Below are 16,432 nucleotides of genomic sequence, written 5' to 3'. Positions count from 1 at the left end.
GGGGGCTCCTTGGGACACGAAGACTCCTTGGACACGGGGGCTGCTGAGGGACGCTGGGACTGCTGAGGGACGCGGTAACTGCTGAGGGACGCGGGGACTGCTGGGGACATGGAGGACGCTGGGAGACGCGGGCGTGCAGGTGAGGCACGGGAGCGCCTTGAGGTACGAAGGGTCCTGCGGACGGGTCAGTCCGTTCCGGCGGACAACGTGCCGAAGGGCAGGCCGAGTTCGCGTTCCGCCGTGGTGACGGGCAGGCGCCGGACCGCGGGTGGGCCGCTGTCGGCGCTCGGGCTGTTGACGACCATGCCGAGGCCGTCGAGGACGACCAGGATCTGAATGGCCGTCACCAGCGGGTCCTCGGTGTGGAATTCGCCCTCCTCGACGCCGTCGCGGATGACTCCTTCGAGGCGGTCGCGCCAGGCGTCCTCCTGGACGGCGACGCGGTCGCGCAGGGCGGGCCGGTAGCGACTGAGGTGCCGGGCGTTGAGCCACAGCCTGCTGATGTCGTCGTACGCCTTCCCTGACGTACGGGCGAAGAACCGCGCCAGGTGCCGGGTGGGGGTGGCGTCGGCCCGGTCGGCCGGGAGGAGTTCGTCGAGTTCGGAGCCGACGGCGTTTCCGTAGGCCTCGGCCACGAGGTCGTCCACCGCGGGGAAGTAGTGGCTGATGAGTCCAGGGCGGACGTCGAGCTCCTCCGCGACCCGCCGCAGGGTGATGCACTCCAGCCCCTCCGCCAGTGCCACACCGGCGGCAGCCGCAACGATTTCCGCACGTCTGGCCGCTGGAGATTTGCGGATTCGCTTGTTCGGAACGCTTGACGACATGGATTCCATGCTATTGAGTGTGCGACCAATAAGCAAGCAGGTGGGCAACCAGCATCCGGAGGGGCCGCATGGCGTCCACGATTCCCGACCCGCCCGAGAGCACCTGCGCCGCGCGACAGGGAGCGGGGCCTTCCCCCGGCGGGCAAGCGGCACGGCCCCTTGACGGCGGTCAAGCGGCACCGCCCCCCGCCGACGGGCAGGCGGCACAACCCACCTCCGACGCCGTGAGCCGCGTCGAGGCGCACGGCATCGACTACATCCCCGAGCGGGAACGCCACGGCCGCCCACGGCAGTTGTTCTCCGTCTGGGCGGCGGCGAACGTCAACTACCTGAGCCTGGTGGTCGGCGGGACCCTGATCCTCACGGGTCTGACACTGGGCCAGGCCCTCGTGGTGATCGTGGCGGGCAACCTGTTCTGGCTCCTCACCGGGCTGCTCGCCATATCCGGCCCGGCCGCGGGCACGCCGAGCGAAGTGATCACGCGGGCGATCTACGGAATCCGCGGCAACCGCGTGAACAACGCCGTCGTCGGCTGGATGATCTCCGTCTGCTACTTCGCCCTGAATCTGGCCGCCGCCGCGACCGCCGCGTTCTCCCTGGTCGAGAAGGCCGGGATCACCGCGAGCACGGGCGTCAAGATCACCGCAGTCCTGGTCATCGCCGCCATCACCCTCACCATCGGCGTCTACGGCCACGGCCTGATCATGAAGCTGTATCTGCCGATCACCCTCGCCCTGGCCGCCGTCTTCGCCGTCGTCGCGATCGGGGTCCTCCGCCACACCGACTTCTCGTACGCCCCGCCCGCGCCGCCGCGCGGAGCCGACCTGTGGACGGTCCTCGTCGCCGGGGTCACCCTCATCGCCTCCGCGCCGCTGTCGTACACCACCAGCGCCGACTTCGCCCGCTACCTGCCACCCACGACCTCCGCGAAGGCGGTGCTCGGCTGGACCGCGCTCGGCGGGTTCCTGCCCGGCGTCGTCGTCTGCTCCCTCGGGGCCTGCGCCGCGACCGCGGTCGACATGGCGGACCCGCAGTCCGGACTCCAGACGATCCTGCCGGGCTGGTTCGATCCGCTGTTCCTGCTCGCCCTGATCCTCGGCACGGTCGCCCTCAACGCGCTGACCGCCTACAGCGCGGGGCTCGCCCTCCAGGCCGTCGGCATCCGCATCCGCCGTTCCCTCAGCGTGCTCGCCGACGGCACCGCGGCCGTCTCCCTCACCCTGTACGCACTCCTCATCTCCGACTTCCTCGACACCGTCAGCAACGTCCTCCAGCTCACCGTCGTCCTGCTCGGCCCCGCGATGACCGTCTACGCCACGGACATCTGGCTGCGCCGGAACCGCTACGACGGCCCCACGCTGATGGACGAGAGCCCCGAAAGCCCCTGCTGGTACGCCGCCGGCGTCAACCCGGCGGGCGCCCTGGCCCTCACGGGAGGCGTCACCGTATCGGCCCTGTGCGTCAACACCCTCTACACCGGGCCGATCGCACGGGCCTTGGACGGCCTGGACCTCGCCCTCCCCGCCGGGATCGCCGTCTCCGCGTCGCTCTACACGATCCTCAGCCGCGGCCGCCTCCGCTCGCCGTGAATGAGGGCGCGGCGCTCCAGGCGTCCGCGGGCCGAGAGCCCGAGGCGCCCCGTCCCGTTCTCGCCGCGTCGGCGTCCTGGCGGCCGGGCTCCCCCGGCCCGCCCGCCGAGACCGTCGGCCTCCTGCCATATCCCGCACGCGCTCCCGACGCCCCGCGCGCGGAGGAGACTTCCCGGTGAACCGCCTGCGCATCGCCCTGTGGGGCGTGCTGCCCTATCTCGTTCTCACCGTCCTCGTCACCGGTACCGCCTGGCGCTACCGCTACGACCGCTTCGGCTTCACGACCCGTTCCAGTCAGCCGCACGAGAACCGGCGCGCTGCTCGCGATGGCCCTGTTCGCCGCGCGGCCGTTCAGCCGTCTCGTCCACGCCTTCACCACGCCGGTCGGCTACCTCGTCCGCCCCTATGTCGTGTACCGGTCGCGGGGCGGTCGGCGCGTGCCCTCGCTCGGTCGTTCCGGTCCAGGCGGGGCTGTCGCCGCTCGCTCCGGCCCGCGGGGCAAACGGCCCCGGCCCGGCGCTGACGCGGCGGCGGACTCACCGACCGGTGCCGGGGGCTCGCGCCCGCGTGCTCCGCGCCGGTCATGGCCACCGGCATCGTCTCCCGGACGCTGGCACAGACGGGCGCCCGGGCCTTGCCCCTCGTCCTGTTCGGCGTCACGACGGCCCTTTGTGCCGTGCCGCTGTGCGCCACCGCGCTCAAGGCCCGGTGCCACCGCGGCGCCGTCCGAGCCGAACTCCGCGACCCCGCGCGGTTGTTCGGGCACTTCACCCTGCTCGCGGCGAGCGGCGTCCTGGCCGCGCGCCTCGACTCGGGGCCCGCCCGGGTCGCGGGGCGCGCGCCGCTGGCCGTCGCGGCGCGCGCGTGGGCGGTGCTCGCCCGCGCGGTCGCAGGGCTCCGCGGTCTCGGCTCGCGCGCGGCGCTCCGGCAGGCCGACGACACCTGGCTCCTGGCCACGGTCGGCCTGCAGGCGCTCGTCCTGACGCTCGTCGGCCTTCGCCCCGGCAGACCCGTCGTCACGCTCGCGCTCGTGCCGTGGGTCCGCGGGGTCCTGCTGTACGCGGCCACGCTGGCGGTCGCCGTCCGGCGCCTGGGATACGACCGCCGCTGGCGCCCAGCTACTGGGTGACCATGGGCGCCGCCGCGACCGCCCAGCTCGCGGCCGTGCAGCACATCGGTGCTCTGACACTCCCTCAGCAGCCGCTCGCGTGGGCGGCCCTGGCGGCGTGCCTCGCGGTCAGGGCGCGGCGGCTCACGACGCGGTGGGTCACGGGGCGGCCTTCGGCCAAGGCCTGAGAGGCCCCCAGGCACTCGGCCCGCCTCCCGCGCGCGGCGCGGGAGGTCTCGTACGGGCCGCTTCGCTTCCCGTCGCGGCGGGAGGGCTACTTGCCCATCGGCGAGACGGCGATGCAGCCCGCCACGACGTTCTCGCCGGAGGCCTCCTTGATGACCTTGCCCTTGTAGATCACCTTGCAGGTGAGGTCGGAGCCGGTCGGGTCCGTCGAGATCGGGACGACGGTGGGCGGCATGATGCCGCGCAGCGTCACCGTCTTCTTCCACGGCAGCTGCGCCTTGCTGACCTTCTCCAGCTTCGGGTTGGACGCGGAACCCTCGCCGGCGGCGAACTCGATCTCGTCGACGCTCTTGCCGGAGACCTCGTAGGTCACCTCGTACTTCTCGTTGACGGCCTTGTCCACGGCGTCGACGGCCTTCTTCTCGGCCTCCGAGCATGCCCCGAGCGTGAGCGCGAGACCGGCGGCGGCGAGGGTGCACACGGCGGTGCGAATGCGTCTGTTCATGTCGGCAGACAACAGTAAAGACCACGCAAAGTCAATCTGCGACCACGCCATAACCCCAGTTCAGAGGGAGATGGAGGACGTCCGTTCCGGCACGGCCCGGAGGACTCATACCCCGGCACGGCCTCGTTTAGGACAAGAACTGGCCTCTTTGGCTTCTACGGTGACGCGCATGGACATCGACAACGGCATCGACACCACCGAGCGCTCGCAGCTGTCGTGGCGGCAGGTATGGGACCGGCGCATGGCGCGGCACGGACTGTCCGGCACGTCCCCCTCCGCCCCGACGGCCCCGACACCCCCGACGCCTTCCCGGGTCGCCGACGTCGTGTCCGCCATGTGCGGCGCACACGCCCAGGTGATGTCCGCCGCCGAACTGTCGATCGGCGCGCGCCTCGACGGTGGCACCCGCGCGGAGGTCCGGGCGGCGCTCGGCATGGCGGACGGCCTGGTCAAGACGTACGGGCCGCGCGGCACCGTGCATCTGCTCGCGGCGCGCGACCTGCCGATGTGGACCGGGGCGCTGTCCGCCCTGCCGTCCGGCCCGAACGGGCTGCCGCAGGCGGCGCGCCTCACGGACAAGCAGACCGAGCAGGTCGTCGAGGCCATCGGCGTCGCGCTGGCGGACGCCGACGACGACGGGCTGACCGTCGAGGAGTTGGGCGACGCGGTCGTCGCGGCCACCGGGCCGTGGGCGGGCGACCTGGTGATGCCCGCGTTCCAGGGGATGTGGCCCCGCTGGCGGCAGGCGCTGGCCCTGGCGGCCCACCGGGGCGCGCTGTGCTTCGGCCCCGACCGGGGCCGCAAGGCCACCTACCTCTCCCCGGGGCGACGGCTGCCCGGCTTTCGTCCCGCGCCCGCCGACGCGGCCCTGAACGCACTGGTCGCGCGCTACTTGTACGCCTACGGTCCGGCGACGCCACGGCAGTTCGCCCAGTGGCTGGGGGCACCTCCCGCGTGGACGGCCGCCCTGTTCGACACCCTGGCCACCGCGGGGAGCCTGCGCCCGGCCGACGTCGAAGACAGCACCGGCTGGCTGAACGCCTCCGACGACGGGGACCCGGACCAGGATGCCTCCGACGCCGCGGGGACGCTGCGGCTCCTGCCCTACTTCGACGCGTACGTGGTGGGCTGTCACCCGCGCGACCGGCTCTTCCCCGGCCCGGCAGCCGCACGCGCCCTGTCCCGCACCGGCCAGGCGGGCAACTACCCGGTCCTGCTCATCGACGGGACGGTCGCCGGGGTCTGGCACCTGCGGCGCTCCGGACGCAAGGCGGACCTGACCGTCGAGCCCCTCGCCCCGCTCAGCGCGGCGCGGCGGCGCGCGCTGGACGGGGAGGCGGTGCGGATCGGCGCGTTCCTGGACACCACGGCCCTGCGGCTGACGGTCGGGACGGTGACGGTGGGCCCGCACGCCTAGGCGGCGTCCGGGTCACCGGGCGTCACGTCGACTGGAGATAGGGCAGATCGGGCAGTTGTCCCTCGGTGCGGGCGAGCACGATCTGGTCGAACAGGGCGCCGTCGCCGTTGCTGCGCAGGGCGAGCTGGTCGACGACCTTGACCGCTCCGGCGGTGAACTTCCACAGCTCGACGCGTACGACCTCCCAGTCGGCGGGGACCCGGCCGCCGAACCGCTTCTCGACCATGGACGTGGCCGGTGGCCAGTGCGAGTCGCCGATGGACGCCGATGGACGCCGAGGAGATGGGGGCGGACTTCGCGGGCCCGACCCTGAGGCTGATCCCCGAGGTCCGGGAGCTGAGCCTCTTCCAGGCGAACTGGAGGTAGCGGTACTCACCCCGGGCGCTCGGGTTCTCCACGATCCTGAAGTCCCAGTCGTGCATGGCGTGCCCGAAGGGGGCCCGCGACGTGGGGTAGCGCTCCACCGCCTTCTCCAGCCGCAGGCATCTCGTCCGCACGGCCGCGCCGCCGATCTGGATGTCGGCGGCCGAGGTGTCCTCGACGATGTCGCGCGCACGTCGTCCTCGCGGTCGTCGAAGAGGACGGCGAGGGCGTGGTCCTCAAGGCGTCCCGGTGGGAGTTGCCCACCACGGTGCCGTGGAAGACGAGTTCGCCGAGCCGGATGTTCCCCACGGGCCAGCTGCCGCCGCCGGTGGTGCGCAGCCGGAAGCGGGAGGAGGACAGGGCCCCGAAGGCGTGGCTGTGCACGGCGCCCGCGTCGGAGAGGAGCTTCGGGCCGTCCTTCCAGAGCCCGGCCCTGGTGTCCCACCACTGCAGTTGGACGTCGCGCAGCCACGGGGTCAGCCGGGTGCGCCAGCGTTCTTCGAGGGCGGCGGTGCAGCGGATCACGGTGCCCGTCCACGTGGCGACGAGGAGCCCGCCGTCGGGCAGCCAGGCCGACACCGGCAGCGCCTTGAGGTCCTTGGTGACCGGTGCGGGGAGTGGGTCTCGGCGGTCGCGATCACGCCGTCCGCGGTGGCCGTGATCGCCAGCGCCGCGTACCCGACCCGCCCGAACCGCTGCGCCGAGCCGTCCGGCGCGAGTCTCAGCGCCTGTCCGTCCGGGTGAGCGGGAAGCACCAGATAGACCTTGTCGTCCCGGCCGAGCCCCAGGTGCACGGCCGGGACGACGAACGCGGGATGGTGCCTGGACACGACGTGTTCGATGGTCCTCACGGTGACTCTCCCTCAGGAAGCCGTGCGCCGACCAGGCGCCGTTGGCGATGCCACCGATCAGCTTCTCGCCATGAACACGAAGAGGAAAATCGCCACGACGAGCGAATGGGCAAACTTCCGTGCGACTGCGCGTCCGAACTCGATGGTTCGTGGCGGGCCGGGATGGTCGCGGCCGCGGATCAGCGGACGGCGTTGAACTCGCGTACCACCTCCGGCAGCGCCTTCACGACCGTCGTGCTGTGGCTGTCGGCCTCCTCGACCTCGCTCAGCTCGTGTGCGGCGCCGTTGGCGGCCAGTTGGCGCGCGCAGTGCTCGGAGTTCTTGAAGGGCACGTCCTCGTCGGCCTTGGAGTGGAAGAGGTGAACGGGAACTTGCGGGCGCCAGTCGCACGTGGTGTCCAGGGCCCGCAGGTTGCGCCGGAGTTCACCCGTGGGGTTGCGGATCTTGTCGAGGAAGTCCGCGGTGAACAGTTCCTTGGACGTCTTCGGCAGCACGTCCGCGATCTCCGCCCCGCTGTGGTTGCCGTCGAAGAGCGACTCGATCGTCTTGTCGTACGGGGCGCGGAAGGCGTCCTTCGGCGTGGCGTAGAGGCCGTACATGCGGTTCCACGCGGTCGCGAAGTACGCGAGGTAGAGCGAGGAACGGGCGATCCCGTCGTCCGCCGCCGCGGCCTCGAAACCGGTCAGGTCGAACGGACCCGCGATCGGCGCGAGGGCGCCCAGGCGGAAGTACGGGTCGATGCCCTGTTGCAGGGCCCGCCCCAGCATCATCGTGGCGGGCCCGCCCTGGGAGAAGCCGCTGATGAGGACGCGCCGGTCGAGGTCGCGGCCGTCGCGTCGGACGAAGGCGCGTGCCGCCCGCAGCCCGTCGAGCGGCGCGGTGACGGTTGCCTTGGGGTGCCCGTAGGGGTGGGATCCGGGGCCCTCCCCCAGGCCGAGGTAGTCCGGGGCGGACACCGCGAGGCCGGTCGAGGCGAACAGCAGCGCCGTGTCCCGGTCCGTCGACTCGTCGTTGACCGAGGCCACCTCGCGCCGGAACACCTCGGTTCCGTGGAGCCAGGACACGACCCGCAGGGAGCGGTCGCCGTTCCTGGGCACCGCGACCAGTTCGCTGGCCGTGGTGGGACGGCCTTGGGTGTCGACCGTGCGGTACACGATCCGGTACGCCCGCACCCCGTGGCGCACCTGGTCCCCGTCGATTCCGGCCTTCGCGAGACGGGCCGCGACTTGATCGGCGTTCAGATCCAGCACGGGAGTCACGGAGACCACCGAGCCGCGTGCGGCGGCTTGCTGCGGGTGGGTGGCCTGCGTGGTGGGTGCGGGGGCATCGCGGCTGTCCGCGTGCCCGGTGCCCGCCAGTACGGTCGCGGCGCACACCAGGGCGAGCGCGCCGGACGTCGAGAGTCTTCCGCTTAAGCGTGTGAAGGTCATGACTGGACTCTGCCGCTCCCGGCACCCCGGGTGCACTGGGGTGATCCACCGCATTGCCGAGGGGGTGTGCCGGTGCGGAGTACGGGGGTTGGCCCCACGGTGCCCGCGGCTCCTGGCGTGGTCGTGCCGCTGAGCTGCTGGGTCACCTCCGGGTTCCCCAGTCACCGAAAAGTGCGTTCTTCCAGGTCAGCACGCGCTCTCCTAACGTTCCCGAGTAACCACAGGAAGCCGAGAGTGCTCTGGTCCGGGCGGCAGCGTGCGGCCTCGCAGGTGCTCATCGCAAGGAGGCGGACAGCATGGCCATCACCCTGGTCAACCCCAGCGGATTGCCCGAGATCGACGCGTACCGGCAGGTGTCGATCGCGACCGGGTCGAAGCTCGTGTTCCTCGCCGGGCAGGTCTCCTGGGACGCCGACGGGGTCACCGTCGGCGCGGACGACCTCGCCGCCCAGGTCGAGCAGTGCTACCTCAACGTCGCCACCGCGCTCGCCGAGGTCGGCGCTTCCTTCGCCGACGTGGCGAAGTTGACCGTGTACGTCGTCGCCTGGAGCCCCGACAAGATGCCGCAGCTCCTGGAGGGGATGTCCCGGGCGGCCGCGAAGCTGGGGAGCACGCCCGTGCCGCCGGCCACACTGCTCGGCGTCGCGGCACTGGACGTACCCGATCATCTGGTCGAGTTGGAAGCGACCGCGGTCGTCGACTGAGTCCGCCTCAGGCTTCGAAGCGTTCCGTGTCCGCCTCAGGCCTCGAAGCGTTCCGTGTAGGCCTCGGTCGGCGGGGCCGGGACGGGCCTCGTCATCCCCGCCGACCAGTAGCCCGTGGTGCCCGGGATGGGGACGACGTCGTTGAGGTAGGGCGCCGGGGCCGGTCCGGCGGGGCCGCGCACCACGGTCCAGGCGTCGCCGTTCCGGCGCAGGTAGGTGGTGCGGCTCTGGTCCTGGTAGTTCCAGCCCGATATCCACGCGGCGCGGCCCTCGCCGTCGGCGGCGATGCCGGACAACGCGCCGACGGCGAAGCCCGGTTGTACGCGCGTCCAGGCCGTGCCGTCCCAGTGGTTCAGGGCCGGGTTTCCGGGGCGGCCGGGCGGGCCGCCCACGCCCGCGTCGGTGCCCACCGCCCAGACGTCGTCCGGGGCGGCCGGATGCAGATCGCTGACGCTGAGCCGGGCACCCGTGACCGGGGGCAGGACCGTCCACGCCCCGTTCCAGCGGGCGACGAGCCCCGCCCAGCCGCCACCGGACGCCTGGTCACCGCTCACCCACACCTCGCCCGACGCGGCGACGACGACCCGGTACAGATTCGCGCCCGCGACCGGCAGCGGGTCCAGCCACCGCCACTGCCGCCCGTCCCCGCGCAGCAGCCGGGCCGCGCCGCCCCGGGCGCCGCAGATCCACACCTGCCGGTCGGCGCCGACCGCGACCCCCTCCAGGCGGACGCCCGACTCGCCCTGCCCCGGGAACGCGGCCGTACGCCAGGTGGTCCCGTCCCACCGCAGCAGCGGGCTCGCCGTCCCGGTGGGCATGCCGACACTCCACGCCGAGGTCGCGGACGTACCGGAGACGTCGCTCAGCCGGCTGTGCGCCAGGTGCGACAGGTCGGTCTTCGCCCAGGCGCTCCCGTTCCACGCCATGGCGAGGGCACGGCCGCGCGAGGGTCCGGCCCGGTTCTCCTCGCCCACGGCCCAGGCCAGTTGGGCGTCGGCGGCGGCGATGCGGCGCAGTTGGGCGGCCGGGGTGCTGCCGGGGGCCGGTACGGGTTGCCAGCCCGGCGCGCGCGAGGCCGACGTGGCGGCCCGCACCGGTTCCGTGCCGAGTGCGATCCCCGACAGCGCCCCGGTCACCCCTGCCACAAAACGCCTACGTCTCACGGTTGAACCCCTCTCACGGCCGATTCCTTCCACGCGCACAGGAGGGACCACCGTCGACGAGGGAGGCGCGCAGGACTAGCCACGGGTGTGACAAATCCGGCGCGGGGGCACCGAGTCGGTGGCTCCTCGGCCCAGGGCTCTGCGTCAGTGGCTCATCAGGCCCGGGGCGCTACGTCAGCGGCGCGTCGGCCGGGGGCGCCACGTCAGCGGCGCGTCGACCCGGGAGCCTACGACGACTCCACCACCTTCTCCTCCTCCCTCCGCCCCTCTTCCCGTCCCCCGCGCGTCGCGAGACGCAGCAGCACCGTCCCCGCACCGGTCCCCACGAGCAGGCAGGGGCCGACCGCCCACCAGCCGTCCGCCACGGTGACGGCGAGGCCGACCAGGGGCGGGGCGGCGAGCGCGCCGATGCTGCCGAGCTGGGCGACCAGGCCGTTCGCGGCGTCCATGTCGGAGGTGGCGCGCACGGCGAGGGGGATGGCCGCGAAGACCGACGCCACGACCAGTTCGTTGCTGAGCGCGACCACCAGGGCGCTGCTCACGGAACCCCAGGTGCCGCCCACCCCGCCGAACGCCACGAACGCCCCGACCGGCATCAGCAGCGCGACGAGGAACAGGTGCTTCACGTCCTTGCCCCGGCGCAGCAGGGCGCTGGCCAGGAAGCCACCGGCGACGCCGACGAAGGAGACGATGCCGGTGAGCGTTCCGGCGGTCTCGGTGGGGACGTCGAACTCCTCGTGCAGATACGTGGGGTAGAGGGTGACGCAGGTGACGATCGCGCCGCTGATCGTGGCGAAGCCCGCGCCCAGCGCGATGGGACGCGCCAACCTGCGCGCCCGACGGCGCAGGTCCCGGGGGTGCCCCGCCGCACCGCCCCCGCGCCCGAAGCGTGCGGCGCGCGCGGGCGCCGGGCGGTGGCGGGCGATGTCCACGGGCAGCCGCGTCGTCGCGACCGCGACCACCAGCGTCACGGCCCCCGCGATCGTCAGCCAACCCTGCCAGTCGAACCACGTGGACAGAACACCGCCCGCGAACGAGCCGACCGCGAGGCCCACCGGCATGAACGTGCCCCAGATGGCGAGCGCGGACGTCAGCCGACTGCCGCTGCCCAGACCGAACAGCAGGACCGGCGCGACGATCACCACGATCACGTAGCCGACGCTCTCCAGCAGCCGACCGCCGAACAGCGCGCCGAAGCTCGCGGTATGGGCGCAGAAGAGGCCCGCGACGCCCATCACGACCAGGCCGCCCACGAGCATCCGGCGCGGGTCGTGGGGACGCAGCAGATAGCTGACGAGCAGACCCAGTACGGCGGCGACAGCCGTCACCAGGGAGGCGATGAGCGCCACTTGACTCAGAGAGAGCGACAACTCCTCTCGCATTTCCACAGAAACCGGCGTAATCTTTCCCATACTGGTCGCCGCGGTGACGCCCGCGAGATAGATCAGCCAGAACTTCCACCAAAATCCGGACGCCTCGGCGGCGTCCGAAGGCGCGTCAACTCCGTGGCTCCGTACGGCTTTCTCAGCCTTCTCTTCCACGACGTGGGGTTTCCTCTAGGTCCGGGGACACGAATGACCTGGGCGGCACGACTTCTTTCGGGGGCACGATCCAGTGCGTATTCGGGGGCACGATCCAGTGGGTGATCGGGGGCACGATCCAATGAGTGATCGACGCGACGACCTCAGCGACATCGTCGTCATGGGCTCGCTCGTGATGGACCGCAAGTACTTCAGCGCCGGAACCCACACCTCGGCTGCGGGCGGCAGGACGCAGGCGGTCTGGAGCGTGGAGCGCCACCACGGCGGGGTCGGCCGCAATGTCGCCGTCAATCTGGCCAGGCTGGGGGCGCGGCCGACCTTCGTGGGCCTGTCCGGATTCGGCCCGGACGCCGAGGCGTTGGAGGACGAGCTGACACGACTCGGAGTCCGGCTCCAGGTGCTGCGCACCACCGGCGGCGTCGGCCGGTTCGACGTCACCCTGGACGGCCTGCGCCGCCAGATCACCTCGCGCATCGCCCTGCCCGACCCCGCGGCGGCCACCGCCCTGCGCGGCACCGCCCTCGACGCCCACATCGCCCGCGCCCGGGCCGTCGTCGCCGAGGGCGGCCTCGACGAGGAGCTGCTCGCCTGGACGTCCCGGCAGGCCCGACGGCACGGCACCCTCATGTGCTGCATGCCCACGCGCCAGGCCGACTTCGGCCCGCGCGCCCACCTGCTCCCGCTGTACGACGTCCTGCTCCTGAACGCGCGCGAGGCCCTGCACCTCCTGTGCCGGGCCGGGACGCCCGCCGAACAGGCCGCGCGGCTGCGTCATCTGGGCCCCCGCGTGGTCGTGGTCACCTCGGGCGCGGCCGGGGCCGCCGTGGCGTGCGAGGAGTACGACGAGGTCCTGTTCCTGCCCGCCGAGCAGGGCACCTGCGCGGACGACACGGGCGCAGGGGACGCGCTCGCGTCCGCCTTCGTGCTCGGCCTCAGCTCCGGCGCGAGCCCCCGGGCCGCCCTCGCCCAGGGGCTGCGGGCGGCCCGGGTGACCATCGGGTGCCGACAGAGCACCTGCCGTGCCGTGTCGGCCGCCACGGTTCTCAAGGCGCGATGAACCGCTTGGTGGACCCCACCCGGTGGGCGCGCATCGTGATGCCGTCCGCGGCGAGCCCCCGCGCGATGGTCTCGTCGTCGTACGCGGCGAGACCGGCGTCGGTGAGGATCTGGTAGTCCGTGGAGTGCATCCCGATGTCCCCGAGGCGCGCCTGCCTGATCTCCCCCACGTTGTGGCCCTCGTAGCCCGCGGGCAGCTCGTACGCGCGGTCGGCGAGGCAGGCGAACATCAGCAGGTGGTAGTCGCCCTCCGACCACTTGCCGGTGAACTCGTAGACGGCGAAGAGGGAGCAGGACTCCACCGCGATGCCGGTCTCCTCACGGGCCTCCCGCAGCGCGGCGGCCTCGGCGGCCTCCCCGCGCTCGATGCCTCCGCCGGGCAACAGCCAGCTGCCGGCGTACGGTCCCTTCAGCTGGTGGATGAACGTCACGGTCCCACCGGGGCCGGGAACCACGAGCAGCGCGGCGGGCAGCGCCTCTGCGAATCGACTCATCGTGCTCTGCGTCCTCGTTCCGTCGTCGTCGAACGTTCGGTCAGTACCGGCCCGGTCGGCACTCGGCAGGTCAGTACTCGGTCGGTCGGCCCTCGGGCGGGATGACCAGGGCCAGACCTATACGTTGCCCCTCCACCCTGCCCTTGCGGTAGTAGGGCTCGGTGCGTGTGGTGAAACCATAGGTCGCAAGCGCCTGGCCGGGGTTGGACAGGTCCGGGCCGCAGATGACCACCTTCGAGCGGACGTCGAAGGCCATCGCCTCCCGCACCAGTTCCGCGCTCGGTTCGTCGCACTCGATGTACGCGACGAACTCGCCCCGGGCCCTGAGGCTGTAGCGGACGGACCTGATCGGGTGGCCCGCCCCACGCAGGTGCGCGTACATCAGGTACTCGTTCTGGAAACTCATCAGGGTGAGCCCCGACTCGGCGCCCGCCACGATCGTCGGCATCGGCGCCCCCGGCGTGGCCGAGACACCGGTCACGGTGAGGACGTTGCTGCGGCGGGCCTCCGCGTAGTACCCCTTGAACTCCCCGAAGGGGCCCTCGACTTCGTCCTCCTCGTGGACGAGGCCGGTGATGACGTGGGTCGCGTCGTCCGGCACCGGCGGGCTGCCCGAGGTGCCGATGCGGTGGCCGAGCAGCCGCGAGGCGATTTCGTAGTCGTCGCCCTCGGCGGGGAGGCGGGACGCCGCGACGACGGTGACCGCCGGGTCCGCGCCGAGGAAGATCGAGATCGGCATGGGGCGGCCGGCCGCCAGCCACTCCCGCAGGTTGCGGTGTCCGTCGGTGCGCGGGTCGAGGAAGATCCGTGCCCGGTCGGGGCCCACCACCTGGGCGCGGTAGAACCCCATGTTGACGCCGCTGCCGTCCGGACGGGTCGTCACGCCGACCCCTGCGGTGAGGTAGGGCCCGGCGTCACCGGGGCGGTGCTGGAGCAGCGGAAGTTCCGCCATCAGGCCCGGCACGTCCCGCCGGACCACGACGCCCTGGCCGGGCACGGGCGCGGTGGGCACCGGCCGCGCCAGCCGGTCGGCCATCTCCGGCAGATGCTTCTCCTCGGAGGTGGTGAGCGCCGCGAGCAGGACGGCCCGTGGATAGGGGTGGCACAGCACGCGCGCCCCCGGCCGCTCGGTGAGGTCGGTGAACACCACCGTGGGCCGGGAGCCGTGCGTCCGCTCGATGTCGGCGACGGTGCGGGCCGCCTCGACGCGGGTGCTGACCGGAGCGTCGTACGTGTACAGATCGACGGCGTCGTAGCAACCGGGCAGGCCGGCCTCGGCGGCGCAGACGACGCGCGTGAGGCCGCTGCCCGGGTAACTGCCCTCGGCATGCGGGCTCCGACTCTGTCCGGTCGTCTCCGCGCTCATGCGCGCACCCGCAGTTCGGCCGGGAACGGGCGGCAGTCGGCGACGGACTCGCGGGCCGTCTCCCACGGGAAGACGATCCAGTCGTCGATGACGGCGGCGCAGTACTCGGGCACGTAGGCGCTGCGGTGGTTGCGGACGACCGCGGCGAACCGGACGTCGTCCGCCGTGACGCCCGCGGCCGACAGATGGTCGAGGATCACCGTGGCCGTCTCGCCGGTGCCGACGATGTCGTCGACGACCAGGACCCGTTGGCCCGGGCCGAGCGGCAGCGGGGCCGCGCTGTCGATGACGGGCGGGTTCTTCGTGGCGTACCGGCTGTCGTCGGCCGTGCGCCGGACGCGCACGACGTGCGTCACGGGCACGTCGAGGGCGCACGTGAGATGCCCGGCGGGGGTGAGGCCGCCGCGGGCGAGCGCGAGCACCGCGTCGGGCACGAAGCCGTCGGCGCGCACCTGGTCGACGAGGTCGTCGACCAGGGTGCCGAAGGAGGCCCAGTCCAGGAGGTAGGGGCCCTGCCGTGACCACATGGCGGGCGCTGCGGCCGGTTCTCGTGACTCTTGTGCGAGGGGGGTGTCCGTCATGTCCGTACGGCCTCCGCTACGTGGTCGACGTCGATCTGCACCGAGCGCTCCCGGGCGTGCGGCCCATTCTCCGCGCGGCCCGCGCCGGTGACGCGGATGAACTCGGCCCTCTCGCGGAAGGTTTCCAGGTCGGGCGCGCCGGAGTAGCTCATCGCCGACTGCACGCCACCGACGAGCTGACGCAGCGTCGTGGCCAGCGGGCCGGAGGCGGGGAAGGTGGCCTCCACGCCCTCGGGTACGTAGTCGTCGATCTCCTCCTGGGTGACCTTGCCGCCGTTCGCCCGGCGCAGCGTCAGCTCCATGCCGAGCGAGACGAAGCCGTTGCTGACGCGGTACGCCCGACCGTCCCGCTCCACAGGGGTCGCGGCGCTCTCGTCGGCGCCCGCGAGCGCGGAGCCAAGCATGACGGCGTGCGCCCCCGCGGCCAGGGCCTTGGCCAGGTCACCGGCCTGCCGGATGCCGCCGTCGGCGATGATCCGCACGCCCACCCCTGCCGCCGCCTCGGCGCAGTCGAGCACCGCCGTCAGCTGCGGCACGCCGGTCCCGGCGACGAGCCGCGTCGTGCAGACACCCCCGGGACCGATGCCGACCTTCACCGCCTGGGCGCCCGCCTCCGCGAGGTCGCGCACACCCGCGGCGGTGGCCACGTTGCCCGCGATGAGCGGGATCCGGGGGTAGGCCGCGGCCAGTTCCCGCACGGTGTCGATGACCTGGTCGCTGTGGCCGTGCGCCACGTCGACCAGGAGGATGTCGACGCCGAGCGCGGCCAGGGCGCGGGCGCGCTCCCGCCAGTCCCCCGTGACGCCGACCGCGGCGCCGACGACCAGGCGCCCGTCGGCGTCCAGGGTCGCCCGGTCCCAGTCCTCGGCGGTCTCGGTGTTTCCGTCGCTCCCGGCGCCGGGCTGCGCGGACTTGACCGCGTCGAGCTGCTGGGCCTGCTGGGCCACGGTCTGCATGCGGTGCAGGATGCCGACGCCGCCCCGCAGGGCCATGGCGCGCGCCATCCGGTCGCCCGTGCACCACTGGGTGTTGGCGGAGATCACGGGCAGGCGCAGCCGCAGGCCCGGGAGGAGTTCCGTCGTCGGGTCGGCCTGGCGTCTGCTGGTCAGCGCGGTGCGCTGGGGCACCAACAGGACGTCGTCGAAGCTCAGGCCGGTCCGCGGCGGGTCGGTGATGCGCATGGGTGCGGTCCCCTCTCGTCGGTCTCGCTGATCTCGCTGATCTCGTCGGACTCGCTGGTCTCGTTGCTCTTGC

General features: G+C 72.7%; 18 protein-coding genes and 3 pseudogenes. 9 read left to right on the top strand and 12 right to left on the bottom strand.

What is annotated here, in order from left to right:
• Positions 1-185 precede the first annotated feature (185 nt).
• Entirely contained in the window at positions 186-824 is a 639-nt protein-coding gene (locus ACZ6BG_RS22010) for a TetR/AcrR family transcriptional regulator (protein ID WP_469003880.1), read from the bottom strand.
• 68 nt (positions 825-892) lie between these two features.
• Between ACZ6BG_RS22010 and ACZ6BG_RS22005 the strand changes: the two genes are divergently transcribed.
• The 5 genes and pseudogenes from ACZ6BG_RS22005 to ACZ6BG_RS21985 all read left to right on the top strand — a co-directional run bounded on the left by ACZ6BG_RS22005 (position 893) and on the right by ACZ6BG_RS21985 (position 3,709).
• Positions 893-2,413, top strand: a complete 1,521-nt coding sequence (locus ACZ6BG_RS22005) for a purine-cytosine permease family protein (protein WP_469003878.1) — start codon at positions 893-895, stop codon at positions 2,411-2,413.
• Positions 2,414-2,588: 175 nt separating this feature from the next.
• Positions 2,589-2,672 (top strand): annotated as a pseudogene (locus tag ACZ6BG_RS22000) (respiratory nitrate reductase subunit gamma); the annotation flags it as partial.
• Positions 2,673-2,739: 67 nt separating this feature from the next.
• Positions 2,740-2,787, top strand: a pseudogene (locus ACZ6BG_RS21995) (hypothetical protein); the annotation flags it as partial.
• A gap of 197 nt (positions 2,788-2,984) precedes the next feature.
• A pseudogene (locus tag ACZ6BG_RS21990) lies at positions 2,985-3,542 on the top strand (SLAC1 family transporter); the annotation flags it as partial.
• Positions 3,543-3,544: 2 nt separating this feature from the next.
• The gene (locus tag ACZ6BG_RS21985) at positions 3,545-3,709 is read left to right on the top strand and encodes a hypothetical protein (RefSeq protein WP_469003876.1); all 165 of its coding nucleotides are present in this window, start codon (positions 3,545-3,547) and stop codon (positions 3,707-3,709) included.
• 86 nt (positions 3,710-3,795) lie between these two features.
• Here ACZ6BG_RS21985 and ACZ6BG_RS21980 read toward each other — a convergent pair whose 3' ends face one another.
• Positions 3,796-4,212, bottom strand: a complete 417-nt coding sequence (locus ACZ6BG_RS21980) for an MmpS family transport accessory protein (RefSeq protein ID WP_385707990.1) — start codon at positions 4,210-4,212, stop codon at positions 3,796-3,798.
• 169 nt (positions 4,213-4,381) lie between these two features.
• Here ACZ6BG_RS21980 and ACZ6BG_RS21975 point away from each other — a divergent pair, with 169 nt between their 5' ends.
• Positions 4,382-5,629: a winged helix DNA-binding domain-containing protein gene (locus tag ACZ6BG_RS21975; protein ID WP_469003872.1), complete on the top strand. Its 1,248-nt coding sequence runs from the start codon at positions 4,382-4,384 to the stop codon at positions 5,627-5,629.
• Positions 5,630-5,651: 22 nt separating this feature from the next.
• Here the strand turns inward: ACZ6BG_RS21975 and ACZ6BG_RS21970 are convergent, their stop codons facing one another.
• A complete protein-coding gene (locus ACZ6BG_RS21970; RefSeq protein ID WP_469003869.1) occupies positions 5,652-5,855 on the bottom strand; it encodes a hypothetical protein in 204 nt (67 codons plus the stop codon).
• A gap of 11 nt (positions 5,856-5,866) precedes the next feature.
• Between ACZ6BG_RS21970 and ACZ6BG_RS21965 the strand changes: the two genes are divergently transcribed.
• Positions 5,867-5,995, top strand: a complete 129-nt coding sequence (locus tag ACZ6BG_RS21965; protein WP_469003867.1) for a hypothetical protein — start codon at positions 5,867-5,869, stop codon at positions 5,993-5,995.
• Between the two features lie 6 nt (positions 5,996-6,001).
• On the opposite strand, the gene ACZ6BG_RS21960 is transcribed toward ACZ6BG_RS21965, so the two are convergent.
• From ACZ6BG_RS21960 to ACZ6BG_RS21950, 3 genes are all read right to left on the bottom strand, one after another.
• Entirely contained in the window at positions 6,002-6,571 is a 570-nt protein-coding gene (locus ACZ6BG_RS21960) for a hypothetical protein (RefSeq protein ID WP_469003865.1), read from the bottom strand.
• Entirely contained in the window at positions 6,514-6,843 is a 330-nt protein-coding gene (locus ACZ6BG_RS21955; protein ID WP_469003863.1) for a hypothetical protein, read from the bottom strand. The genes ACZ6BG_RS21960 and ACZ6BG_RS21955 overlap by 58 nt, the downstream gene beginning before the upstream one ends.
• 179 nt (positions 6,844-7,022) lie before the next feature.
• The gene (locus tag ACZ6BG_RS21950; RefSeq protein WP_469003860.1) at positions 7,023-8,273 is read right to left on the bottom strand and encodes a lipase family protein; all 1,251 of its coding nucleotides are present in this window, start codon (positions 8,271-8,273) and stop codon (positions 7,023-7,025) included.
• A gap of 296 nt (positions 8,274-8,569) precedes the next feature.
• Between ACZ6BG_RS21950 and ACZ6BG_RS21945 the strand changes: the two genes are divergently transcribed.
• Positions 8,570-8,977, top strand: coding sequence for a RidA family protein (locus ACZ6BG_RS21945; RefSeq protein WP_469003857.1), 408 nt, complete (start codon positions 8,570-8,572; stop codon positions 8,975-8,977).
• A gap of 35 nt (positions 8,978-9,012) precedes the next feature.
• Here the strand turns inward: ACZ6BG_RS21945 and ACZ6BG_RS21940 are convergent, their stop codons facing one another.
• Complete coding sequence (locus tag ACZ6BG_RS21940) at positions 9,013-10,113, bottom strand: hypothetical protein (protein ID WP_469003854.1); 1,101 nt, start codon at positions 10,111-10,113, stop codon at positions 9,013-9,015.
• A 254-nt stretch (positions 10,114-10,367) separates the two neighbouring features.
• A complete protein-coding gene (locus tag ACZ6BG_RS21935) occupies positions 10,368-11,681 on the bottom strand; it encodes an MFS transporter (protein ID WP_469003852.1) in 1,314 nt (437 codons plus the stop codon).
• Between the two features lie 121 nt (positions 11,682-11,802).
• On the opposite strand from ACZ6BG_RS21935, the gene ACZ6BG_RS21930 reads away from it, so the two are divergent.
• Positions 11,803-12,738, top strand: a complete 936-nt coding sequence (locus tag ACZ6BG_RS21930) for a carbohydrate kinase family protein (protein WP_469003849.1) — start codon at positions 11,803-11,805, stop codon at positions 12,736-12,738.
• Here ACZ6BG_RS21930 and ACZ6BG_RS21925 read toward each other — a convergent pair.
• The 4 genes from ACZ6BG_RS21925 to guaB form a co-directional block, all read right to left on the bottom strand.
• Positions 12,725-13,231, bottom strand: a complete 507-nt coding sequence (locus ACZ6BG_RS21925; RefSeq protein ID WP_469003847.1) for an NUDIX domain-containing protein — start codon at positions 13,229-13,231, stop codon at positions 12,725-12,727. The genes ACZ6BG_RS21930 and ACZ6BG_RS21925 overlap by 14 nt on opposite strands.
• A gap of 70 nt (positions 13,232-13,301) precedes the next feature.
• The gene (locus tag ACZ6BG_RS21920; RefSeq protein ID WP_469003844.1) at positions 13,302-14,597 is read right to left on the bottom strand and encodes a UbiD family decarboxylase; all 1,296 of its coding nucleotides are present in this window, start codon (positions 14,595-14,597) and stop codon (positions 13,302-13,304) included.
• Entirely contained in the window at positions 14,594-15,178 is a 585-nt protein-coding gene (locus ACZ6BG_RS21915; protein WP_469003842.1) for a phosphoribosyltransferase, read from the bottom strand. The genes ACZ6BG_RS21920 and ACZ6BG_RS21915 overlap by 4 nt, the downstream gene beginning before the upstream one ends.
• Positions 15,175-16,359 (bottom strand): IMP dehydrogenase, encoded by a 1,185-nt coding sequence (gene guaB / locus ACZ6BG_RS21910; RefSeq protein ID WP_469003840.1) that lies wholly within the window; start codon positions 16,357-16,359, stop codon positions 15,175-15,177. Before guaB ends, ACZ6BG_RS21915 begins: the two co-directional genes overlap by 4 nt.
• Positions 16,360-16,432 lie beyond the last annotated feature (73 nt).

This window comes from Streptomyces sp. NPDC041205 (assembly GCF_055591765.1).
Note: the sequence above shows the minus strand (reverse complement) of the source record. Positions and strands in the feature narration are given on the sequence as shown.

Coding starts and splice junctions, on each gene's coding strand:
- ACZ6BG_RS21975 (WP_469003872.1), top strand. CDS start 4,382: ATGGACATCGACAACGGCATCGACACCACCGAGCGCTCGCAGCTGTCG.
- ACZ6BG_RS21925 (WP_469003847.1), bottom strand. CDS start 13,231: ATGAGTCGATTCGCAGAGGCGCTGCCCGCCGCGCTGCTCGTGGTTCCC.
- ACZ6BG_RS21945 (WP_469003857.1), top strand. CDS start 8,570: ATGGCCATCACCCTGGTCAACCCCAGCGGATTGCCCGAGATCGACGCG.
- ACZ6BG_RS21930 (WP_469003849.1), top strand. CDS start 11,803: ATGAGTGATCGACGCGACGACCTCAGCGACATCGTCGTCATGGGCTCG.
- ACZ6BG_RS22005 (WP_469003878.1), top strand. CDS start 893: ATGGCGTCCACGATTCCCGACCCGCCCGAGAGCACCTGCGCCGCGCGA.
- ACZ6BG_RS21915 (WP_469003842.1), bottom strand. CDS start 15,178: ATGACGGACACCCCCCTCGCACAAGAGTCACGAGAACCGGCCGCAGCG.
- ACZ6BG_RS21970 (WP_469003869.1), bottom strand. CDS start 5,855: ATGGTCGAGAAGCGGTTCGGCGGCCGGGTCCCCGCCGACTGGGAGGTC.
- guaB (WP_469003840.1), bottom strand. CDS start 16,359: ATGCGCATCACCGACCCGCCGCGGACCGGCCTGAGCTTCGACGACGTC.
- ACZ6BG_RS21920 (WP_469003844.1), bottom strand. CDS start 14,597: ATGAGCGCGGAGACGACCGGACAGAGTCGGAGCCCGCATGCCGAGGGC.
- ACZ6BG_RS21985 (WP_469003876.1), top strand. CDS start 3,545: ATGGGCGCCGCCGCGACCGCCCAGCTCGCGGCCGTGCAGCACATCGGT.
- ACZ6BG_RS21980 (WP_385707990.1), bottom strand. CDS start 4,212: ATGAACAGACGCATTCGCACCGCCGTGTGCACCCTCGCCGCCGCCGGT.
- ACZ6BG_RS22010 (WP_469003880.1), bottom strand. CDS start 824: ATGTCGTCAAGCGTTCCGAACAAGCGAATCCGCAAATCTCCAGCGGCC.
- ACZ6BG_RS21950 (WP_469003860.1), bottom strand. CDS start 8,273: ATGACCTTCACACGCTTAAGCGGAAGACTCTCGACGTCCGGCGCGCTC.